This is a genomic window from Cypionkella sp., assembly GCF_034376685.1.
In the GTDB taxonomy this organism is placed as follows: Bacteria; Pseudomonadota; Alphaproteobacteria; order Rhodobacterales; family Rhodobacteraceae; genus Cypionkella.
Map to the genome: position 1 here is coordinate 179615 of NZ_JAXMJJ010000029.1, position 20873 is coordinate 200487.

Annotated in this window: 18 protein-coding genes; 7 read left to right on the plus strand and 11 right to left on the minus strand. The window is 61.5% G+C overall.

The window, feature by feature from the left end; genetic code table 11:
• Positions 1-7: 7 nt before the first annotated feature.
• Positions 8-532, minus strand: coding sequence for a cytochrome c family protein (locus U1A24_RS06930; protein WP_322321236.1), 525 nt, complete (start codon positions 530-532; stop codon positions 8-10).
• 148 nt (positions 533-680) lie between these two features.
• On the opposite strand from U1A24_RS06930, the gene U1A24_RS06935 reads away from it, so the two are divergent.
• The gene (locus U1A24_RS06935) at positions 681-1511 is read left to right on the plus strand and encodes a prephenate dehydratase (protein WP_322321237.1); all 831 of its coding nucleotides are present in this window, start codon (positions 681-683) and stop codon (positions 1509-1511) included.
• A 66-nt stretch (positions 1512-1577) separates the two neighbouring features.
• Here the strand turns inward: U1A24_RS06935 and U1A24_RS06940 are convergent, their stop codons facing one another.
• Both U1A24_RS06940 and nudC read right to left on the minus strand, forming a co-directional pair.
• A complete protein-coding gene (locus tag U1A24_RS06940) occupies positions 1578-2051 on the minus strand; it encodes an SRPBCC family protein (RefSeq protein ID WP_322321238.1) in 474 nt (157 codons plus the stop codon).
• Between the two features lie 74 nt (positions 2052-2125).
• On the minus strand, positions 2126-3076 hold the full coding sequence (nudC, locus tag U1A24_RS06945; protein WP_322321239.1) for an NAD(+) diphosphatase: 951 nt from the start codon (positions 3074-3076) through the stop codon (positions 2126-2128).
• Positions 3077-3305: 229 nt separating this feature from the next.
• Between nudC and U1A24_RS06950 the strand changes: the two genes are divergently transcribed.
• Positions 3306-5201: a bifunctional 2',3'-cyclic-nucleotide 2'-phosphodiesterase/3'-nucleotidase gene (locus U1A24_RS06950; protein ID WP_322321240.1), complete on the plus strand. Its 1896-nt coding sequence runs from the start codon at positions 3306-3308 to the stop codon at positions 5199-5201.
• 35 nt (positions 5202-5236) lie between these two features.
• Entirely contained in the window at positions 5237-5869 is a 633-nt protein-coding gene (locus tag U1A24_RS06955; RefSeq protein WP_322321241.1) for an HAD family phosphatase, read from the plus strand.
• Positions 5870-6135: 266 nt separating this feature from the next.
• On the opposite strand, the gene U1A24_RS06960 is transcribed toward U1A24_RS06955, so the two are convergent.
• Positions 6136-6867: a hypothetical protein gene (locus U1A24_RS06960; RefSeq protein ID WP_322321242.1), complete on the minus strand. Its 732-nt coding sequence runs from the start codon at positions 6865-6867 to the stop codon at positions 6136-6138.
• On the opposite strand from U1A24_RS06960, the gene argE reads away from it, so the two are divergent.
• Positions 6867-8192, plus strand: a complete 1326-nt coding sequence (gene argE / locus U1A24_RS06965; protein WP_322321243.1) for an acetylornithine deacetylase — start codon at positions 6867-6869, stop codon at positions 8190-8192. The two genes, U1A24_RS06960 and argE, sit on opposite strands and share 1 nt — an antisense overlap.
• Positions 8193-8495: 303 nt before the next feature.
• Here the strand turns inward: argE and U1A24_RS06970 are convergent, their stop codons facing one another.
• The 3 genes from U1A24_RS06970 to U1A24_RS06980 are packed head-to-tail and all read right to left on the minus strand — an operon-like array spanning position 8496 to position 11367.
• Positions 8496-9530: a YcjF family protein gene (locus tag U1A24_RS06970; RefSeq protein ID WP_416173469.1), complete on the minus strand. Its 1035-nt coding sequence runs from the start codon at positions 9528-9530 to the stop codon at positions 8496-8498.
• A complete protein-coding gene (locus tag U1A24_RS06975; protein WP_322321244.1) occupies positions 9527-9961 on the minus strand; it encodes a GNAT family N-acetyltransferase in 435 nt (144 codons plus the stop codon). Before U1A24_RS06975 ends, U1A24_RS06970 begins: the two co-directional genes overlap by 4 nt.
• Positions 9958-11367, minus strand: a complete 1410-nt coding sequence (locus U1A24_RS06980) for a YcjX family protein (RefSeq protein WP_322321245.1) — start codon at positions 11365-11367, stop codon at positions 9958-9960. The genes U1A24_RS06975 and U1A24_RS06980 overlap by 4 nt, the downstream gene beginning before the upstream one ends.
• A 109-nt stretch (positions 11368-11476) precedes the next feature.
• Here U1A24_RS06980 and truA point away from each other — a divergent pair, with 109 nt between their 5' ends.
• Both truA and U1A24_RS06990 read left to right on the plus strand, forming a co-directional pair.
• Positions 11477-12253 (plus strand): tRNA pseudouridine(38-40) synthase TruA, encoded by a 777-nt coding sequence (gene truA / locus U1A24_RS06985; protein WP_322321246.1) that lies wholly within the window; start codon positions 11477-11479, stop codon positions 12251-12253.
• 120 nt (positions 12254-12373) lie between these two features.
• Complete coding sequence (locus U1A24_RS06990) at positions 12374-12655, plus strand: hypothetical protein (protein ID WP_322321247.1); 282 nt, start codon at positions 12374-12376, stop codon at positions 12653-12655.
• Positions 12656-12752: 97 nt separating this feature from the next.
• Here the strand turns inward: U1A24_RS06990 and U1A24_RS06995 are convergent, their stop codons facing one another.
• The 3 genes from U1A24_RS06995 to acs form a co-directional block, all read right to left on the minus strand.
• On the minus strand, positions 12753-14546 hold the full coding sequence (locus U1A24_RS06995) for an MFS transporter (RefSeq protein WP_322321248.1): 1794 nt from the start codon (positions 14544-14546) through the stop codon (positions 12753-12755).
• A 162-nt stretch (positions 14547-14708) separates the two neighbouring features.
• Positions 14709-15371, minus strand: a complete 663-nt coding sequence (locus U1A24_RS07000) for an adenylate kinase (protein ID WP_322321249.1) — start codon at positions 15369-15371, stop codon at positions 14709-14711.
• A gap of 3 nt (positions 15372-15374) precedes the next feature.
• Positions 15375-17336, minus strand: a complete 1962-nt coding sequence (gene acs / locus U1A24_RS07005; RefSeq protein ID WP_322321250.1) for an acetate--CoA ligase — start codon at positions 17334-17336, stop codon at positions 15375-15377.
• 422 nt (positions 17337-17758) lie between these two features.
• Here acs and U1A24_RS07010 point away from each other — a divergent pair, with 422 nt between their 5' ends.
• Positions 17759-18253, plus strand: coding sequence for a pyridoxamine 5-phosphate oxidase (locus U1A24_RS07010; RefSeq protein ID WP_322321251.1), 495 nt, complete (start codon positions 17759-17761; stop codon positions 18251-18253).
• A gap of 28 nt (positions 18254-18281) precedes the next feature.
• On the opposite strand, the gene U1A24_RS07015 is transcribed toward U1A24_RS07010, so the two are convergent.
• On the minus strand, positions 18282-20570 hold the full coding sequence (locus tag U1A24_RS07015; protein ID WP_322321252.1) for a glycosyl hydrolase family 28-related protein: 2289 nt from the start codon (positions 20568-20570) through the stop codon (positions 18282-18284).
• Between the last annotated feature and the right edge of the window lie 303 nt (positions 20571-20873).

The window sequence follows — 20873 nt, forward strand, 5'->3', positions numbered from 1 at the left end:
CAGCGGCTTATTGCACCGAGGCCAGATAGGCGATCACGTCGGCGCGGTCTTTCACTTTCGGCAGGCCAGCAAAGCCCATCTTGGTGCCTTTGACATCGGCTTTCGGGTTCAACAGGAACACATCCAGCGCTTCCGGCGTCCAAGGGGCGTTGACCGATTTCATGCCGTCCGAATAGCCAAAGCCGTCAACCCCGCCGCGCGCACGGCCAACCACGCCATTCAGATGCGGGCCAGTGCCATTGCTGCCATCCATCTTGTGGCAGGCCGCGCATTTCTTGAAGACTTTCTCGCCCTCAGCCACGTCGGCCGCTGCATAGATTTCAGCGAAGGGCGGGCCCTCGGCTGCCGCACCATCCGCAGGCGCTGCATCCTCTACGGCGATCGAATAGGCCTGCGCCACTTCTTCGCCGCCGTGGCTTGCCGCATTGCCGCCGTGGTAAATCGTCTCACCGGCCCAGGAAATGAACAGATACACCAGAAGCGAGCCACAGACCGCACCGGTCACCTTGGTCAAAGTCATCGTGTCGAACATGTCGCGCCTTCCTTCGGGTCGTGTTTGGGTGGGCTGCAAAGCCGGAACCTGATTTGGGGTTATCTACCCGCTTCCCCCGCCTTCTTTCAAGGTGTAGTAGCGCGACCAATAGCCCCAATGGTGGGCTTTTTACGGCGGAGTGTTCGAAATGTCAGGGCGTATCGCGTTTCAGGGCGAATTGGGGGCGTATTCTCATCAGGCGTGCCAGCAGGCGCGACCGGATATGGAGGCGTTTCCCTGCACCACCTTTGAAGATGTGGTCGAACTGACTCGCTCGGGCGAGGTCGAGTTGGGCATGTTGGCGGTGGAAAACTCCACCTATGGCCGGGTCGCCGATGTGCACTCGCTTTTGCCGCGTGCTGGCCTGCATATCGTCGATGAAGCCTTCGTGCGGGTGCATGTGAACCTGCTCGGCGTGCTGGGGGCAAAATTGTCGGATGTGAAAGAAGCCCATGGCCATGTGGTGATCCTGCCGCAATGCGCTGGCTTCCTGAAAGCCCATGGCATCAAAGGCAAGGTCAGCTCTGACAACGCCCGCGCCGCGCGGGAAGTGGCAGAAGGCCGTGATGTGACCAAAGCCGCACTGGCCAGCGAACTTGCGGCCTCAATTTATGGCCTTGATGTGCTCGCGCCACATATCGAAGACCACGCCAACAACACCACCCGCTTTCTGGTGATGAGCCGCAGCCCCGACCATTCCCGTCGTGCTGATCAGATGATCACCACCTTCACCTTCCGGGTGCGCAACATACCGGCGGCTCTGTATAAAGCGATGGGCGGCTTTGCCACCAACGGCATCAACATGACCAAGCTGGAAAGCTATATGGTCGGCGGCAGCTTCACCGCGACCGAGTTTTACGCCGATATCGAAGGCCATCCCGAAGATGCCCCGGTGAAACGCGCGCTGGAAGAGTTGCGCTATTTCTCAACGCAGGTCGACATCTTGGGCGTCTACCCGGCAGATCGTCGCCGTGACTGACTTTGAACCGAAAGAAAACGCTGTAGGGTGCGTGATTTCACGCACCTTCCCCCCGCCTGTTTCAAATCAATACTTCTTCACCGCTCGATAGCGCGCCTCAATCTCTCCGGCCAATTGCGCGGTGCGTTGGTCAAATTTGCGGTCAATCCGCGCCCGCGCCAATCGCAAAGATTGCAGGAACAGCCGCGCCGTCAAGCTGCGCGGCGTGACATCCAGCACCAGATGCAGCCGGGTGCGTTTGCCGCCCAACTCCATCAACTCGACCGAGGCAACCCCTTCAACCGACGGCGCAAGCGCGGCAAAGCGCAGCAAAGTCGGCGTCTCGATTTGCGTCAGCTCCAGCTCCATGCTGCGCGGTTTGCTGCGATAGGAAAACCGCGCCGCCCAGCGCATCCCGGCGGCGGTGCTGCGCAGCTTGTCGGTGCGCGCCACTTCCGCGCCGCGCCGCATCGCCGCGCGCTCCCAGGTTTCAAAATCCGTGAGGATCTGAAACACGTCAGCAATCGGTGCCTCAATATCCTGCTTTGTCGCAAACCGCATCGCTGTCCCCTTGCCCGTCTTGTTCTTATTTGCCAGCACACCCAGCGAAACCGTCAACTTGTCTGAAATAACGGTCAATCCAGCCGTTCTGCAAGGAAATTACCCATCAGAAACTGCGCAATAGCGCCTTTTCGGCCAGCTTTGATCCTGGGATGCTGCCCTGCCATCACCTCAACCAATTCCTCGCGGGTCACCCACAGGGCATCTTCCAACTCGGCGGGGTCAATCGTGATCTCTTCCGAGGTCGCCTCGGCAATGCAGCCCATCATCAGCGAGGCCGGAAATGGCCAAGGTTGGCTTGCCAGATAGCGCACCGCCCCCGTGGTGATACCGGTTTCTTCAAACACCTCGCGCCGCACCGCCGCTTCCATCGTCTCGCCGGGTTCGACAAACCCTGCCAGCAGCGAATACATCCCCTCGGGCCACGGCGCAGACCGCCCCAGCAGCAGTTTGTTGCCGCGCACCACCAGCATGATCACCACCGGATCGGTGCGCGGGAAATGCTGCGCGTGGCAGGCCGGGCAAGACCGCTGCCAGCCCGCATGGCTCATCTCCGAGGCCGCGCCGCAATTGGCGCAAAAGCCATGCGAGCCGTGCCAATGCAGCACCGCCTTCGCCGTCGCCGCCAGTTCAGCCTCACGCGGGGTCAGCAGCGCCATCACGCCGCGCAGATCCTCAAAGGCGTGATCGTCGGGCAGGGCAGGGTGGCGCTGCCGATTGGCATCGACAAACCCGGCTGGCTGGCTGGCTTCCAGCATCTCCGGCTCCCAATCCGAAATATCCTGCGTAAACCGCGCCTGCCCGTCGTCCAGCCCCAGAAACACCGGCGGCTTTGCGCCCAATATCGCGCTGTCGGCGGCCACCCAGCCCAAAGCTCCCTGCGCCACCACCAAGGGCTTGCCGCGCCAGATCGGCAACACCAGCCCTTCGGCAAACATCCCTGCCATCCGTCTGGCATCGACCCGCAACGCCGCCGCCCGATCCAGACCCGAGCCGCCAAATGTCACCGTTTCTGCCAATCGCATCGTCGCACTCCCGCTTTAGCGATTCTTCGCATGGAACGCCCTGCGGGGCAATTCACAGCACGTCCCAAGATATCCATACCGCCTGATCAAATTTGCAACTTATAGGTGAAATATTTCTCGAAATGGCGAATTTTACCTTCCTTTCGGCAGGTTGGAATGAGACGTTAAACCGGCGGGAGATCAGGCCGACGCAGATCGGCATTCCGCCGCGAGGGAATTGGGGTTTACGGTGCAATACAGCTATCCGAACAACCGCGGTGCGATCTCGGGCGCATTTGGCGGTGCCGAGATTGATCTGCGCATTCTCGCAACCTCGGATCTCCATGCCAATCTACTGGCTTGGGATTACCACGCCAACCGTGCCTGCCCACAGCGCGGGCTGGCGCGGGTGGCCACTCTGATCCACAAAGCCCGATTTGAGCGTCCACAAGCGCTGCTGTTTGACAATGGAGATTTTCTGCACGGCACCGTGCTGGGCGATTTTATAGCCGAGACCACGCCAACTCTACGCTCGGGCCGCCCGCTGCATGCCCATCCGATGATCGCGGCGATGAACGCATTGGATTACGACGCGGTGGCGCTGGGCAATCACGAGTTCGGCCACGGTCTGGGCTTCCTGCGCCGCTCGCTGGCCGCCACACGCTTTCCTGTTGTGTGCTCAAATCTCTACTTCAAGCCGACCCGAGGTGCCCCGCTTGCAGCCCCCTATCTGTTGCTGCACCGTGATTTGCGCGACCGTCACGGCAAATCGCACCGGCTCAAGATCGGCGTGCTGGGCTTCATTCCACCGCAGACCACGATATGGGAAAAACGTTACCTGAAAAGCCGCGCTTCGGTCGATGACATCGCCGCCTCTGCTCGGCTTCTGGTGCCGGAACTGCGTGCACTTGGGGCGGATCTGATCATTGCCCTATCGCACTCCGGCATCGGCGACGCAGAGTCCGAACCGGGGGCCGAGAATGCCAGCTCGGCTTTGGCCGCGATTGATGGCATTGATGTAGTGATTGCCGGCCACACCCATCTGACCTTTCCCACCGCCATGCAACCCAATCTGGTCGGCAAACCTGCGGTGATGCCGGGGTTCTTCGGCTCGCATTTGGGCGTTATAGACCTGACGCTACGCCAAAGCGGCAAAAATTGGCGGATCACCATGTTTGGCGCTGAGGCTCGCCCGATATCGCAGCGCGATCCGATCACAGGCGAAGTGCAAGCACTGGTCGGTGATGACAGCGCGATTGCCGAGATCGCCCGTCCGGCCCATGAAGCCCTGTTGGCGCGCACCGATGTCGAAATCGGTGATAGCCCGATCACGCTGCACAGCCACTTCGCGCTGCTGACACCAACTCCGGCACTCTCGCTGGTGGCATCAGCCCAAGCCGACCAAATGGCGCGGCTGCTTGCGGCGGGACGACACGCGTCTCTGCCGCTGCTTTCAGCGGTGGCCCCGTTCAAGGCGGGTGGGCGCGGCGGGCCTGAGAATTACACCGACATTCCCGCAGGCCCGCTGCGTGCCCGCCATATCAGCGACCTTTACATCCATCCCAACAGCCTGTCTTGCCTGCGCGTCAGCGGCCAAGACCTTGCCGATTGGCTGGAACGCTCGGTCAGCCTCTACCACCAGATTACGCCCGGTGCTGTCGATGCCGCGCTGATCGACCAGGATTTCCCCAGCTTCAATTTCGATGTTATCCCCGGTCTCAGCTATCAGATCGACCTTGCCGAACCGCCCCGCTGCAATACCCTTGGCCGTGTGATAGCACCCGAGGCGCAGCGCATCCGCGATCTGCGCCATCAGGGCCAAGTCGTGCGGCCCGAGCAGATGTTCGCCCTCGCCACCAACAGCTATCGCGCCGCAGGCGGTGTGGGGTTCCCCGGCACCGGCACTGCGCAAGTGATCTATGAAGGCACCGAGAACATTCGTGAGGTGCTGGCCAGCTTCCTGCGCAACGGGGCTGTGCCCGCGCCAACATCGCCTGACTGGGGCTTTGTGCCGATGCCCGGCAGCACGGTGACGCTGGATCTGAACCCGAACGCCGCAGCCCATCTTGACGAAGTGCCGCATCTTCGGCTGGAACCGCTCATGCAACTCGCCAGCGGTTTTCGCCGCTTTCGCCTCTATCTGTGATCGGCTATGACAGCGGCAGACAACCGGGGCTTGCGATGTTTGATGCTATTTTCTTCGATCTTGACGGCACTCTGATCGACACCGAAAGTCTGGCGATGGCCTCTGGCCTTGCCGCTTTTGCCGAACTTGGCCATCCGGTGACCGAGGCTTTCCTGCATCAGCTTGTTGGCGTCGACTTGCCGACGGGGGGCAAAATCATCCGCGCCGCGATGCCCTTGATTGACCCCGAAGCGCTGCATCCGCTCTGGCAGGGTGGCTTTCGTGCCGCAATGGATGAAAATGGTCTCAATCTCAAAGCTGGCGCGCTGGATCTGCTGCAAGCCCGCTTGCTGCCAATGGCGCTGGTCACCTCTTCTGGCCGTCAAGAGGCGCATCACAAACTCGCCATCGCAGGCATTGCCGAGATGTTCGATCTGATCATCACCGTCGACGATGTGACCGCCCCCAAGCCCAACCCGGCGCCCTACCTGCTGGCCGCTGAAAAACTCGGCGTCGCCACAGATCGCTGTCTGGTGTTTGAAGACAGCGAAACCGGCGCCGAAGCCGCGCATCGTGCGGGCTGTTTCGTGGTGCAGATCCCCGATGTGGTGCCAAGCCAGGGTCGCTGGGCGCACCATCTGGCCGACAACCTGCTGGCCGGGGCAAGACATGCAGGCCTGCTGATCTAGGCCCGCCAAATTCGCTAAAACTTAGCTAAAATTGTCATCCTCTGCGGTAAAATATCCCCGCCGGAGGCTTCTAAGGCTTCTCCCGGATGCCTCCGGCGGGAGTATTTCAAAAAGAGCAAAGCCCGCGCGGTATCTCTTAACAAACCGTTACTGCCGATTTGTAACCCTTTGAAATCATGTAGAAGACATCCATGTCCACGCGTGGACACCCCCCGAAATGAAAACGGCGCGCCCTTCAGCGCGCCGCCTTCACCCGGAAAACCGGCTCAGTTCGTCATCAAATAATAGCTGTTCCGCGAGCTGCCATTATTCTGCACCGTGACATAGAAATACCCGTTCCAGGCCGGCACGAAGTCGCAGTAAATCTTGTCCGACCAGCTCACATCATAGCAGATCGTGTTGCCGTTCTCATCGGTGACCAGCACGTCCAGATTGGAATCGCCGTCGCCAACCACGGCCAGTTCCGCATAGCTGTCGCCATAGAACGGTACTTCCCAGGTATCGGTCTGTCCGCCGGGCAGCCGCGACAAGGTCGAAGACGCCCCGCCAACCCGGCCCCGCCCCGCTTCGACCATCGCATCCTCAACCAGCCCCGCCAGCACCTCATCCTCACCGGCCAGTTCCTTGGCCGAAGCCATCATCATCGCGGCATCCACCGGCAGATCCTTGCCTTCGGCCTCGCCCGCCACTTCCGCGCCCTTGGTGTCTTTCTTGCGCTCGACGTCTTTCACCTCAACCGAGCCCGCCAGCTTCGCCGCCGTCAACACCGTCAGCGCATCTTTATTGGCCATGCCCAACGTGTAGAGATCCTGCGCCATCGCCAAGGTCGCCACCGCGCCCTTCGTCCCGGTGTCCGAAGATTTCACGTTCGGCCCCTTCGCCGCAGCCGGTGCTTCCGTGGTGGCAGCAGGCTCTTCGGTCGTCGTGGTCTGCGCAAAAGCAGGCAGGCTCAGCGCGACCAAAGCGGTGGTGGCAAGGGCAGGGAAAAGCGCTTTCAATGTCATGGTCTGTCCAATCGGTTGGGGCCCGTCATGGGCGTTATGCGTTGAATTTGGCAGGAAGGCAGTCGTTTGGGAAGTGGGTTGCGCGTGACAAATTGCGTCATATCCGTCGTTCCCAGCCTTTCGCCCATCCCGGCTTCACGTTAGCCTGCATCCAACAACAGGAGACCCCGATGCGCGCGATTTTGGAACGGTTGCTGAGTTTTGATACGGTCAGTTCCAAGCCAAACATCGCGTTGATGGGCTACGTCCGCGATCTTTTGGCCGAGGCGGGCATCGCTGCCACGCTGATCCCCGATCCATCAGGCGGCAAGGCCAACCTTTACGCCACCGTCGGGCCGCAGGGCGTGCCAGGGGTGATGCTGTCGGGTCATACCGATGTGGTTCCGGTGGAAGGTCAGGCCTGGACCGTGCCGCCGTTCGCGCTGACCGAACAAGACGCCCGCTACTATGGCCGGGGCTCTGCCGATATGAAGGGCTTTGCTGCCTGCGCGATCGAGGCTGTGTTGCGGGCCAGTAAGCGCCCGCTGAAAGTGCCGTTGCATCTGGCTTTGTCCTATGATGAGGAGATCGGTTGCATGGGGGTGCGCAGTCTGATCGACATGCTCGATACCGCGCCGATCCGGCCCCGGATGTGTATCGTCGGCGAGCCGACTGCGATGCAGGTGGCCACCGGCCACAAGGGCAAGATTGCTTTGCGCGCGACTTGTGTGGGGCGCGAGGGGCACTCGGCACTCGCGCCGCTCGCGTTGAACGCGCTGCATCTGGCGGCGGATTTCGTCAATGTGGTGCGGGGCTTGCAGGCGCGGGTGGCGGCGAGCGGGTTGCGGGATGGCGATTATGATGTGCCCTATTCGACGCTGCATGTCGGCAAGCTGAACGGGGGGGTGCAGGTCAATATCGTGCCGAACGCTGCGGTGATTGATTTCGAGATCCGCAGCTTGGCGGGCGAGGATACCGAGGCTTTGATCGCCGATCTGCGGGCGGGGGCGGAGGCGATTGTGGCACCCTTGCGGGCAGAGTTTCCTGAGGCGGAGATCAGGATCGAACGGCTGTGGGATTATCCGGGCCTCGGCACGCCTTCGGATGCGGGGGTGGTGAATTTTGTGAAATCGCTGACCGGGGCGAATGGGACGATCAAGGTGGCCTTCGGAACGGAAGGCGGGCTGTTTGATGCCCGGCTGGGTATCCCGACGGTGATCTGCGGGCCGGGGTCGATGGCGCAGGGGCATAAGCCGGATGAATTTGTTTCGGTGGAGCAAATTGAGCGGTGTCAGGCGATGCTGGCGGAATTGGTGGATCGCTGTGTGGCGGGGTTTTAGGGATGGTCCCAACTCGGGACCATTTTTAATGGTTTGAAATCAATGTCTTGATATAGCTGATTTAAGACATTTTTAACCTTTGGACCATTTCAGGACTTTCCCCGCACTGAAAGAAAACTCTGCGGGGCAGAGTTTTCCGGTGCGTTGCTCATAAGCCGTAAGGCGTTGAGCAAGGGGTGCGGTGCAGCAAACCAATGGTTGATAATCTTGCCGTGCCTGACTGGGCTGGCGCGGAAACGCGCCTGCCGAGGGCAGGCAGGCGCGGCAAGATTTGTCTGCGGCCAAATCTTGCAAGACAAGATCTTAGCGGTTTGGAGTGGTTTCTTCTGCTTGTTCACCCCGCCCAAACAGCCCCGCCAAGGCGCGGCTGGTGGTGGCGCTCGTTCCCGGTCGCGGCAGGGCCACGAACGGCATCGGGCGCGACAATTCCATCGCCGCCAGACCGACACGGGCTGTCAAAGCGCCGTTCACCACACCTTCGCCAAAGCGCCGCGAGATTTTGGAAAGCAGGCCGCCAGAGGCCACAGAGCCGATCAGATCATCGGCCAAGGCAATCGCGCCAGCCCCCAGCAGCGCTGAAAACACCCGCCGCATCAGGCGGAAGCTGCCCATGCTGCCAGAGCGGCCGCCGTAGATTTCAGACAGACGCCGGATCAGTTTCAGGTTGGAATACAGCGCTGTTGCCACATCCGCCAAGGCCAGTGGCACGAACGCGGTGACGGTGGCGACTTGGCGCGCGGCGGCTTCAACCTCGGCCAAGGCGGCCCGGTCGAGGGGGGCCATCAGTTCGACCTCGGCCAGCGACAAAAGCGCGTCGGCGTCGAACACATCGGCTTCACGCTCGGCCAGACGGCTGCGGCCCCACGCGGTATCGGCGCGGTCAGAATAGAGGCTGGCAAGGCTGGCGACCACGGCGCGGGTGGCTTTCAGATCGGCGCTGATGCGGGCTTCGGCGGCGGCCACGCGCAGCTTATCCAGTCGCGCCATGCGGGAAAATGCCAGCAGTTCTTTGCCCGCCATCACAAGTACCACGCACAAAGCCAGCACGAACAGCACGAAGGCGAACCAGCCCAAAGCGCTGTTTTCACTGAACAACCCGGTAACGAAATTCCATGCCGAGACCGAAAGCACCAGCAGGAACAGGCTGCCAAACACCCAAAGCGCGAAGCGGGTAAAGCCAGACCCACGGCGCTGGGCAAGGAAAGCCGCGGTGTGCAAGGCGCGGGTGGCGTTGGCATCCGGCACGGCATCCGCCATGCCGGGATCGGCGGCGTCACCGTCATATTCCTGCATCAAAGGGCCATGCAGGCGAGGCTGATCGTCAAGATGCAGGGTCATTGCGGTTCCTTTCGCCAGACAAGGCGCAGGTCGGGCAACTGTTCGGCGTTGTCGCGGCCATCGCTGCGGGCGATTTCGGTAAAGCCTTCGCGGGCATAAAAGCGCTGGGCGGACAGGTTTGCCTGAAAGGTATACAGCGTCAACTCGGCGCAGGCGGCTTTCGCTTCGTTCAGCAGCAAGCGGCCCAAACCCTTGCCGCGCGCTGCTGGCACGAGGTAAAGCGCCTCAATCTGCTGTCCGGCACGCGACAGAAACCCCAAAGTGTCAGGGCCATACAGCACGCGGGTTGTGCAGTGGGTGATCAGATGTTGTGCAAACTGCAAATCCTCTGCGGGCGTGTGCAGTTTCGGCATCCAGACGGTGTCACGGTTCCACGCAGCCAGAATGGCCGCGATGTCCGGCGCATCGGCAGGGCTGGCCGCGCGGATCATAACCGATCCCCGATCAGAAATTCGGCGGCGCGGTCCAGCCGGATATGCGGCGGGCCTTCGCCGGGGCGCAGGGTGGTGCGGGCGGGGGCGAATTCCATCAGGGCATAGTCGGCATCCAGCCATTTCTCGGCGCCTTCACGGGCGGGCGACAGCAGGCGGGTCGGGTCGGAGGGCAGTTGCCCCGGATACATCACCGCTTGCTTGCCATTCGACAGCAAGCGCCCGCGCACGGCATCAAGGCTAACCCCATCGCGCAGAACGGTTTCTTCAATGGTGCAGCGTAGGCTTGCCATCGAAATCGCCGCCGTCTGCGCGCCTGCGAAATCGGCACGGGAGAGCGCCTCACGCAGCATCGCGCGCATGATCCCGGTGAGGGCTGGGTGCTGGTGGTGGTGCAGATGGTCGGCCTTGGTGGCGGCGAACAGGATTTTCTCGACCCGTTTGCCGCCCAAGATACCCGTCAGCCAGCCATTGCGACCGGGGCGGAAAGCGTCGAGCACATCGGCCATGGTGCGGCGCAGGTCTTCCACCGCTTGCGGGCCTTGGTGCAGGGCAGACAGCACATCGACCAGCACGATCTGGCGATCAATCTTGGCGAAATGCTCGCGGAAGAACGGCTGGATGACGCGGGATTTATAGGCGTCATAGCGGCGCTGCATCTCGCGCCACAGGCTGTTGCGCGGCGTTTGCGCAGGCAGCGGCAGCGGGGCAAAGGTGAGGACCGGCGAGCCTGCCAGATCACCCGGAAGCAGGAAACGACCGGGGGTGCAATCCGACCAACCAGCGGCACGGGCGGCTTTCAGGTAAGCGGTGAAATGGGCGGCAAGGGCTTGGGCTTTGGGTTCTTCAAGGCGGAGCGCGCCATCTTCCGCGCGAGCATGGGCCATGAAATCGGCAGCCTCGGGGCGTTTGGCGATGCGGTGCAGGGTGTCTTCCGACCATTCGCTGTAGGATTTATCCAGCAGGGCAAGGTCGAGCAGCCATTCGCCGGGGTAATCGACGATATCGACATGCAGGGTGCGCGGGCCGGCAAAGCTGTTGATGAAGCCGCCGGGCCGGGTGCGGAACGACAGGCGCAGCTCGGAAATCGCGCGGGTGGATTGCGGCCAGCGTGGGTCATCTCCGGTCATCGCGGCGAGGTGATCTTCAAAGGCAAAGCGCGGCAGGGTGTCGTCGGGTTGCGGCTGCAGATAAACCGCCTCGATGCGGTTCTGCGCTTGCGCCGACAGTTGCGGCATCCGGGCGCGGTCGAGAAGATTGGCGACAAGGCTGGTGATGAACACGGTCTTGCCCGCGCGCGACAGCCCGGTGACGCCGATGCGCAATACCGGTTCATAGCCGGTGATGGCCGAGGCTGCGGCCTCAATTTGCCGGGCAATGCCGTGGGTTAGGCCGGAAAACACCAATGATCATCCTTATGCTTGCGGTGAACATAGGGCGGTGATGGGCGTTTTGAAAGCCACCGCGCCTATTGCAACGATGGACAGCGCGGTTTGGTTTCGCTAAGCGCGGCATATGCCCAGATATGCCATGCTCATCGACTATGACGGAGGTCCGTTCAACGGCTGGCAGCGCCAGGCCGGGGGCCAGTTGACCGTGCAGGGCGCGATTGAAGCGGCTCTGTCGCGGCTGGAGCCGGGGCCGCATACGATTGCGGCGGCGGGGCGGACGGATTCCGGCGTGCATGCGACGGGGCAGGTGGCGCATTGCGATCTGGTGAAGGACTGGGACCCGTTCCGGCTGGCCTCGGCGCTGAACGCGCATCTGCGACCCGCACCGGTCGCGGTGCTGGCAGTGGTGCGGGTGGCGGATGATTTCCACGCAAGGTTCTCGGCCCGCGAGCGGCGCTATCTGTTCCGGCTGGTGGCACGGCGTGCGCCTGCGACGCATGATCGGGGGCGGGTGTGGCGGGTGCATGCACCGTTGGATCTGGACGCGATGCGGGCGGGGGCTAAGCATCTGATCGGCAAGCACGATTTCACCACGTTCCGCTCGACCTATTGTCAGGCCGCCAGCCCGGTGAAATCGCTGGACGAGGTGTCGATTGTCGAAGCACCCTATCCGGCGGGCGTGGAATACCGCTTCACCCTGCGCGCGCGCAGTTTCCTGCATAATCAAGTGCGCTCGATTGTCGGCACGCTGGAGCGGGTCGGGGCGGGGGCCTGGGCGCCGGATCAGGTGAAGGTGGCGCTGGAGGCAGCGGATCGCACCGCCTGCGGGCCGGTCTCGCCGCCCGATGGGCTGTATATGACCGGGGTGGGTTATCCGGTGGATCCGTTCGCGGGGATTTGAGGCTGCGCCTTGCATCCACCAAGCCGAGGGCGCGCCCCCGGCTTGGTGGATGCAGCGCGCAGCGGCTGCTAGACCAACTCGGCTCCATCGCTTATCAATGCCAAAAGCATTGGAGCCTGCATGACCCTTCCTGATCTGTTCCTCAGCCAATTGTCTGATCCGTTTCGCATCGGTCTGCTGATTGCCTTGTTCATCACCATGCTGCGCACGCGGGCGGCTTCGGGCACTTGGGTGCCGCTGGCGGCGGGTGTGGTGTTTGTGGCGGTGATTTTGCCAACCACGGTGCAGACCGCGCTGGCCGCACCTTTGGCGCAGGTGATCGGCGTCGGGGTGGTGGTGAATGTGGTGATCGTGGCGCTGATCATGGCGGTTTGGGAGATCTATCAGCGCGCCCGGCGCTGAAGCCGGACCGCTTCGGTTAAACGGCTTCTGTTAAACCGCTTCGCAATGCAAATGGGCCGGGAGTTTCCTCCCGGCCCATTGCTTTTCTGTCAAACGCTTACTTGTTGTTGGCGTCCGAGAAGATGTCTTTCTTGTGGGTTCCGCCCGGCACGAAGATCGCACCGATCACCACGGTCATCAAAGCCACCACGATCGCATACCACAGACCGGCGTAGATGTTGCCAGACTGCGCCGAGATCGCGAATGCGGTTGCCGGAAGCAGGCCACCGAACCAGCCGTTGCCGATGTGGTAGGGCAGCGACATCCCCGAGTAGCGGATACGGGTTGGGAACAGCTCGACCAGCATGGCCGCGATCGGGCCGTATACCATCGTCACCAGCAGGATCAGATAGGTCAGGATCGCGATGATGGTCAGCTTTTGCGCGGAGAAGATGTCGAAGAAGTTCGCCGCTTTGGCAACCGAAGTATTGTCGGCCGCCACCATCGGATAACCCGCTGCTTTCAGTGCATCATTGACGCCGGTGTCGAAGGCTTTCTTTGCAGCGGCAAGCTCGTCGCCAGCCAGTGCAATGCCGTCATAGCCCGCGATTTCTGTCGCACCAACCTTGACCGAGGCGATGGTGCCAGCCGGTGCATCGACGGTGGTCGAGTTCACCGACAGCTTCGACAACGAGGCTTTGGCGATGTCGCAAGACGAGGTGAATTTGGCGGTGCCGGTCGGGTTGAACTGGAACGAGCAGTCTTCCGGGTCAGCCGTCACCACAACAGTGGTTTCCTGTGCAGCAGCCAGCATCGGGTTTGCCGTATAGGTCAGTGCCTTGAACACCGGGAAATAGGTGATCGCAGCAATCAGGCAGCCTGCCAGAATGATCGGCTTGCGGCCGATACGGTCAGACAGCGAGCCGAAGAACAAGAAGCCGCCGGTGCCGAGGATCAGCGACCAAGCCACCAGCACGTTCGAGGTAAAGCTGTCGACCTTCACCACGTTCTGGATGAAGAACAGCGCATAGAACTGACCCGAATACCACACCACGGCTTGACCAGCGGTCAGACCAAACAGGGCAATCAGCGCGATTTTCGCGTTTTTCCACTGACCGAAAGCTTCGCGCAGCGGTGCTTTCGAGGCAGCGCCTTCTTCCTTCATCTTCTTGAAGGCCGGGCTTTCGTTCATTTGCAGGCGGATATAGAGCGAGATCAACAGCAGGAAGATCGACCCCAGGAACGGGATGCGCCAGCCCCAGGCGTTGAAGGCTTTCTGCATCGCAGGCGAGCCATCGGCAGCAGTGGTTGCCAGTCCGGCCGCATCCAGGATCGGCATGTCAGGATAGGCGCCGTTCACATAGCCCTGCACCAGCAGAATGACGATCAGCGACAGCAGCAGACCCAGCGTTGCCGTGGTCTGGATGAAGGCGGTGAAATAGCCCCGCTGGTTTTGCGGCGCGTGCTCGGCCACATAGACCGCAGCCCCGCCATATTCGCCACCCAAAGCCAGGCCCTGCAACATGCGCAGGCCAACAAGGATGATCGGTGCTGCGATGCCCCAAGAATAGTAGCTGGGCAACATGCCGACGAGGAAGGTCGACAGACCCATGATCACGATCGTCATCAGGAAGGTGTATTTCCGACCGATCAAGTCACCCAAGCTACCGAACACCAGCGCGCCGAACGGGCGCACGATGAAGCCTGCCGCAAAGGCCAAAAGCGCAAACACGTTGCGCGTGGCTTCCGGGAACGGCGTGAAGAACTGCGCGCCGATCACGGCAGCCAAGCTGCCGTAGAGGTAGAAGTCATACCATTCGAAAATCGTGCCGGCGGACGAGGCCATGATGACCTTGCGTTCCTCCCGCGTCATTGGCCGTGAGCGTACGCTCACATCTGCTAAGCTTGCCATGTTTGGCCTCCCTTGTTGTCCGGCGCTGGTCGCCGGTTCCCTATCCCAATCCAGACCGGGCAAGCCTTCTGCGGTCCCTGCCGAAGCCGGGTTCAGCGTGTGGCCACGCGGGTCTGGTCGTGTATCCCCCACATCCGCTCCTCAACGGGTGCGGGGTATGCTTTAGGCCGCGATGCCTGCCACGATCTGGCCGAGGGCGGTGCGGATGTCTGCGATGGGGCCCATCGCGTTGATCCGTTCCAGCACCCCTTTGCTGTCGTAGTAAGCAATCAACGGAGCCGTCTGGGCGTGATAGGCGGACAGCCTGCCGCGCACCGTTTCGGCATTGTCGTCGGCCCGGCGTTTGAACTCCGTGCCGCCACATTTGTCGCAAACGCCTGCTTTGGCAGGGCGTTTGAATTCATCATGATAGCCTTCGCCGCAAGCCGCACAGGTGTGGCGGCCGGAAACCCGGCCCACCATCGCGGCATCGTCGACCTCAAGGCTGATCGCAGCGGTGATCTTCTGGCCGGTTTCGGCCAACAGCAGATCCAACGCTGCGGCTTGCCCTGCGGTGCGCGGAAAGCCATCTAGAATGATGCCCTTGGCCACATCGGGCTGGATCATGCGGTCTTTCAGGATCGCCAGCACGATGTCGTCGGACACCAAAGCGCCCGCCTCCATCACCGCTTTCGCCTGCCTGCCCGCCGGCGTGCCCGCCGTGACCGCTGCGCGCAAAAGATCACCGGTGGACAGCTGGATCAGACCGAAATCTTCCTCCAGCATGCGGGCTTGCGTGCCTTTGCCAGCACCGGGGGGACCGAGAAGGATCAGAACCGGGGCCATGTGTTACGCCTTGTTCATGCGGTTGGCGATCAGCTCTTCCACCACAGCCGGATCGGCGAGGGTGGAAATATCGCCCAAAGCGCCGAAATCATTCTCGGCGATCTTGCGCAGGATCCGGCGCATGATCTTGCCCGAACGGGTTTTCGGCAGGCCGGGGGCCCATTGGATAAGGTCAGGCTTGGCAATCGGGCCGATTTCGGTACGCACCCAAGCTTCCAGTTCCTTGCGCAAAGCGTCTGAGGGTTCTTCGCCGCGCATCAGGGTGACATAGGCGTAGATGCCTTGGCCCTTGATGTCATGCGGATAGCCGACCACGGCGGATTCTGCGACTTTCGGATGGGCGACAAGGGCGGATTCGACCTCAGCCGTGCCCATGCGGTGACCCGAGACGTTGATCACGTCATCGACGCGGCCGGTGATCCAATAGTAGCCATCGGCATCGCGGCGGCAGCCGTCGCCGGTGAAGTAATAGCCCGGATACTGGCTGAAATAGGCTTCCTCAAACCGGGCATGATCGCCCCAAAGCGTGCGCATCTGCCCCGGCCAGCTGTCAGCAATGCAAAGCACGCCGTCAGTCTCGGTCTCGTCCTGCACCTTGGCGGTGGCGGGATCCAGCACGATGGGTTTCACACCAAAGAACGGCAGGGTGGCCGAGCCGGGCTTCTGCGGGATAGCGCCCGGCAGCGGCGTGATCAGATGGCCGCCGGTTTCGGTCTGCCAGAACGTGTCAACGATCGGGCATTTGCCCTTGCCGACATGCTGGTTATACCAGTTCCACGCCTCGGGGTTGATCGGCTCTCCGACCGAACCCAGCAGCTTCAGGCTGGAAAGATCATGCTTGGCAGGCCATTCCGGCCCCAGACCCATCAGCGAGCGGATCGCGGTGGGTGCGGTGTAGAACTGCGACACCTTGTGCTTGGCGCAAACTTCCCAGAAGCGGCCCGCATCGGGGAAGGTTGGCACGCCTTCAAACATCACCGTGGTCGCACCATTCGCCAAGGGGCCGTAGATGATATAGCTGTGGCCGGTGACCCAGCCGACATCGGCGGTGCACCAGAACACATCGCCATCGTGATAATCGAAGGTGATCTGCTGCGTCATCGCGGCATAAACCAGATAGCCGCCCGAGGTATGCACAACCCCCTTCGGCTTGCCGGTCGACCCCGAGGTATAGAGGATGAACAGCGGATCTTCCGCGCCCATCTCGACATAGGGGCAATAGGGCTTGGCGGTGGCCATCTCGGCCTTCACGTCAATATCGCGGCCTTCGGTCCAGTGGGTCTGATCGCCGGTGTGCTTGACAACCAGGCATTTCACCCGGTCATCACAATGCCGCAAAGCTTGATCGGCGTTGTTCTTCAGCGCGGTTTTCTTGCCGCCACGCGGGGCGAAATCGGCGGTGATCACCACCTTGGCTTCGGAATCGTTGATCCGGTTTGCCAAAGCATCCGGCGAGAAACCCGCGAAGACGATGGAGTGAATGGCCCCGATCCGCGCACAAGCCAGCATCGCATAGGCGGCTTCCGGGATCATCGGCAGATAGATCACCACACGGTCACCGCGCGAAACCCCGTGCGATTTCAGCACATTCGCCATGCGCGAGGTGTTTTCCAGCAGCTGCGCATAGGTGATGTGCAGGGCGGGGGTTTTCGGATCATCGGGTTCCCAGATGATCGCGGTCTGATTGGCGCGGGTGATCATATGGCGGTCGATGCAGTTGGCCGAGACGTTCAGCGTGCCGTCTTCAAACCATTTGATCGAGACTTTGCCCAAATCGAAATTGGTATCTTTGACGCGGGTGAAATCCTTGATCCAGTCAATGCGCTGGCCTTCCTTGGCCCAAAACGCGGTCGGATCCGCGACCGAGGCCGCATACATGGCCTCATATTCTGCGGCGTTCACATGCGCGTTGGCGACAAATTCTTCCGAAGCCGCATATTTCTGCGCAGCAGCGTGGTCCGACATAACTCTCTCCCCAGTTCCCAGTCAGGTCTTGCGACCCGTCCCAACGGCCTGCCGGACAGGCAGGGCTCCCCCGTTTGTTGCATGATCATAGCGCACTTGTAAAATATTTGGTAACTCTTTTTATTCATGCGTTTTTTCTGTAAATAAATTGACAGATACTGCGGTGAAGTTTGTCAATGTCTGGAAAATTGGCAATGAAATGACGGTACGTCACAATGGCAGCTTAGGGTCGAATGGCGGTGGGCGGAAGGGGCGGCGGCGGCGGCAGAGATTTTTCTGCGGATCAGCCCTGCGCCCGCAAGCCGCAAAGCTTCGCGAAATCCGCCGTTCACAAAAGGGTGATTCGGGTGATAGTCGGGGGCAACCGCCCGGCAGCCAAGTCTCGCCACCGAAGGCCCGTCCCCCGGTTTCAAAGGCCCGCCATGACCCAAAAACGCCCCGATCCAGTCGCCGCCGCCGATCCCGACGCCCGCGCTTTGGCGCTGTCTTTGATGCAGGCGCATCACGCCGCCTTGGCGTGGAGCGATGCCGAAACCCAGACCCCCGGCATCAGCCGCATTGCCTTCGGGTTGGACCCGGATGGTGTGCCGATGGCGCTGATCTCGGGCCTTGCCCCGCACACAGCGGCTTTGCGCGCCAACCCCGCCTGTGCGTTGATGCTGGGCGAACCGGGGGAAAAGGGCGATCCGTTGACCCATCCACGGCTGATGATCCGCGCGCTGGCCGAATTTGTCGCCCCGGATGATCCCGCCCGCGTCACCCTGCGCGCGCATTGGTTAAAGGGCCACCCGAAGGCGACCCTTTACATTGACCTGCCCGATTTTGCTTTTGTGCGGCTTGTGCCGCAATCGGCGCTGTTGAATGGCGGCTTTGGCAAAGCCTTCCGGTTCAGCGCCGCTGAGTTGCTGCCAGATTAAACCGGCCCAGCGTCAAACCGGCCCAACATCAAACCGGATTATCCACCCGCAGCGTCACCTGCACCCGGCCCTTCACCGGGCTGGGCCATTTCAGATTGGCGAACTGCCCGCCCGCGCCCTGCTCGACCTGCGTGTAGGGCGCTACGAACTGCACAGCCCCTGCGCCATTGGTGATCGCGCCCTCTGCCACCACCGCCACCACATTGCGCGCCCGCCCGCCAAACGGCAGCAGATTGTTGCTGTTCACCGCCCAAGTGTCGGATACGGTGTTCTGCACATGCTCGACCACCATCGGGCTAATCGCGCGCTGGATCACGCCGTTGAAGGTGTTCTGCTCAAAGTTGACATTGCGGAAGGCATTGAAAGCCAGCGTGCCATGGCTGGTATCAACAGACTCCACACGGTCAATATCGCCGGACCGCGCATAGAACACGTTGCCGGTCACCGACAGGCCCGAGATGAAATGCCCCGGCCCGCGCGGCGTGATCACGATCCAAGAAAACCACGGCACCACGTTTTGCGCGGTAAACACATTGCCCGTCAGGCTGACCCCGCCGAAGGAGTATTCGTTGCTATACTCCGGCGTCGCATCATGTTCGTTCGACAGCTCGATAAAGCTGTTGTCGACGTAATTGCCGGTGAAGAAGGTTTTCGAGTTTGGCAGCGTCAGCACCACCCCCGCACGCCGGAGGCCATTCGGGCTGTCATCACCGCCAAAGAAATGGTTGCCGACAAACAGCCCGCCCGACCCCGCAACGATGCCGAAATGCCCGAACCGCGATGAGCGGTTGTTGCGGATCTTGATGTCATTGGCATTGGCGTTGAACACGATCGAGTTGCGGTTCTGCGCCAACTGCCCCTGATCCGCCGAGAAAAACTGGCAGCGGTCGACGTGCAAATCCTGACACCCCTCGCCGGTCGAGGTGATGGCGCGGTCTTTCACCAGCCCGAACATGCACTCCGACACATCGAAAATCGCCCCCGCCGTAGCCAGATTGATCCCCGATGCAATGCTGGCGCAACTGAACTCCACGCCTTTGATCTGAAACCGGGTCAACTCGGTAAAGCCCGAGAAATCCAGCAGGTAGGCATAGCGCTCAAAGGTGAAGGTCCGCGTCCCCGCTGCCGCCCACAACGGCTGGCTCAGGCTGATCGTGCTGGCCCCCACGTTTTTCGAGGTGACATAAACCTCGCGCCCCACCCCGCTGCCGCTGACCCGCGCGCCGACCGGAATCGCCGCGATATTCGCCACCCCGGTCAGCACCAGCGGATTGCCAACTGCATAGGTCGCCACCGCACTGACGGTCTGCGTGTTCCAAGCGGCCCCCGGCAAGGCCACCAGATTGCCGTTCACCAACGCCCGCCGGGTCGAGAAACTGCTCAATCCGCACAGGGTTGCCACGTTGATCGGTGCCGTCAACTCCACCCGCCGGCCGTTCAGATCCAGCGTCACATGGTCGGTGAAGTAGAACAACACCTGCAACGCCTTCTTGAAGCCCGCAAGCTCGCTGCCAAACGCCGCTGCATAGGTATCTAGGTTGTAGTTGCGGGTGCAGGCCAGACGCTGGTTGTCGGGCATCACGATCGTGCCCTCAAACTGCACCGGGTTCTCAAAGGTCAGATGCGATCCGATGAAATAGACCCCGGGCGACACCACCACCGTCTTGCCCGCCGCTGCCGTATCGGCGGCATCAAACGCCGCGCGGTCATCGGTGACACCATCGCCCACCGCACCATAATCCCGCACATCCACCCAGTCGAACATCTCGGTGTGAAACACACCCGTCACATCCTCAATGGTGATGTCGTCAATCCGCACCACACCGCCGGTCGGCCCGGTCAGATCAATCCCGAAATGGCCAAAGGCCGGGGCTGTGCCCCAGACCATATCCACCCCCGGTCGATTGCCCGAGCCGATGATCGCGCTGACCGTGACCACGCTGCCATATCCCGTCAGCGCCACATTCGGCCCCTGCTGATCAGCCGTTGTCACGTTGGTCCCTGATCCTGACCCCGCCCAGCCCGCAATCCGCACCACGGGCAGCGCGCCGCTGATCGCCTTCACCCGTGCGGTCACCCGCAGATACATCCCCGGCTGGCAGGGGATCGACTGGAAGCAACGCAGCTTTTGCACCGCAGTGGTCTTTTGCAGCTCCAGACAGCCGGAAAAATCCTGATCGGCTGGCACATAGGCGGCATTCGCTTGCCCCAGATAAGAGCCTTGCCCGCTTAACCCGTCCTCACGCGACCACAGCCCCAGCCCCGCCGAAAACGGCGGCGGCATCAACACCAGCCCTTGGGTAATTGCCTTGTTCATCGCCTAAACCTCGCCTCGTTTTGCCAAAACACCAACCCGCTGCGGCCCGCGCAGGGCATGAAGTCGCAGTGCTATAGGCAAAGCGTTAATCCCGGCCAACGGCAGCGCGCGCTGGGACACTTGATTCCGGGATGCGTAATTCCACGCCTATCGGCGATGCACCGCCTAAAAAAACAGCCTCGCTACAGTTCAACTGGCGGGAGGTGCTGTATTTCGTGCAGAAACTGTGATATTCACGCGGGATAGATCGTAGATTTTACCCATCTGATTGCGGCAGCTTACGCCTTTGTTTGACTAAGGAAC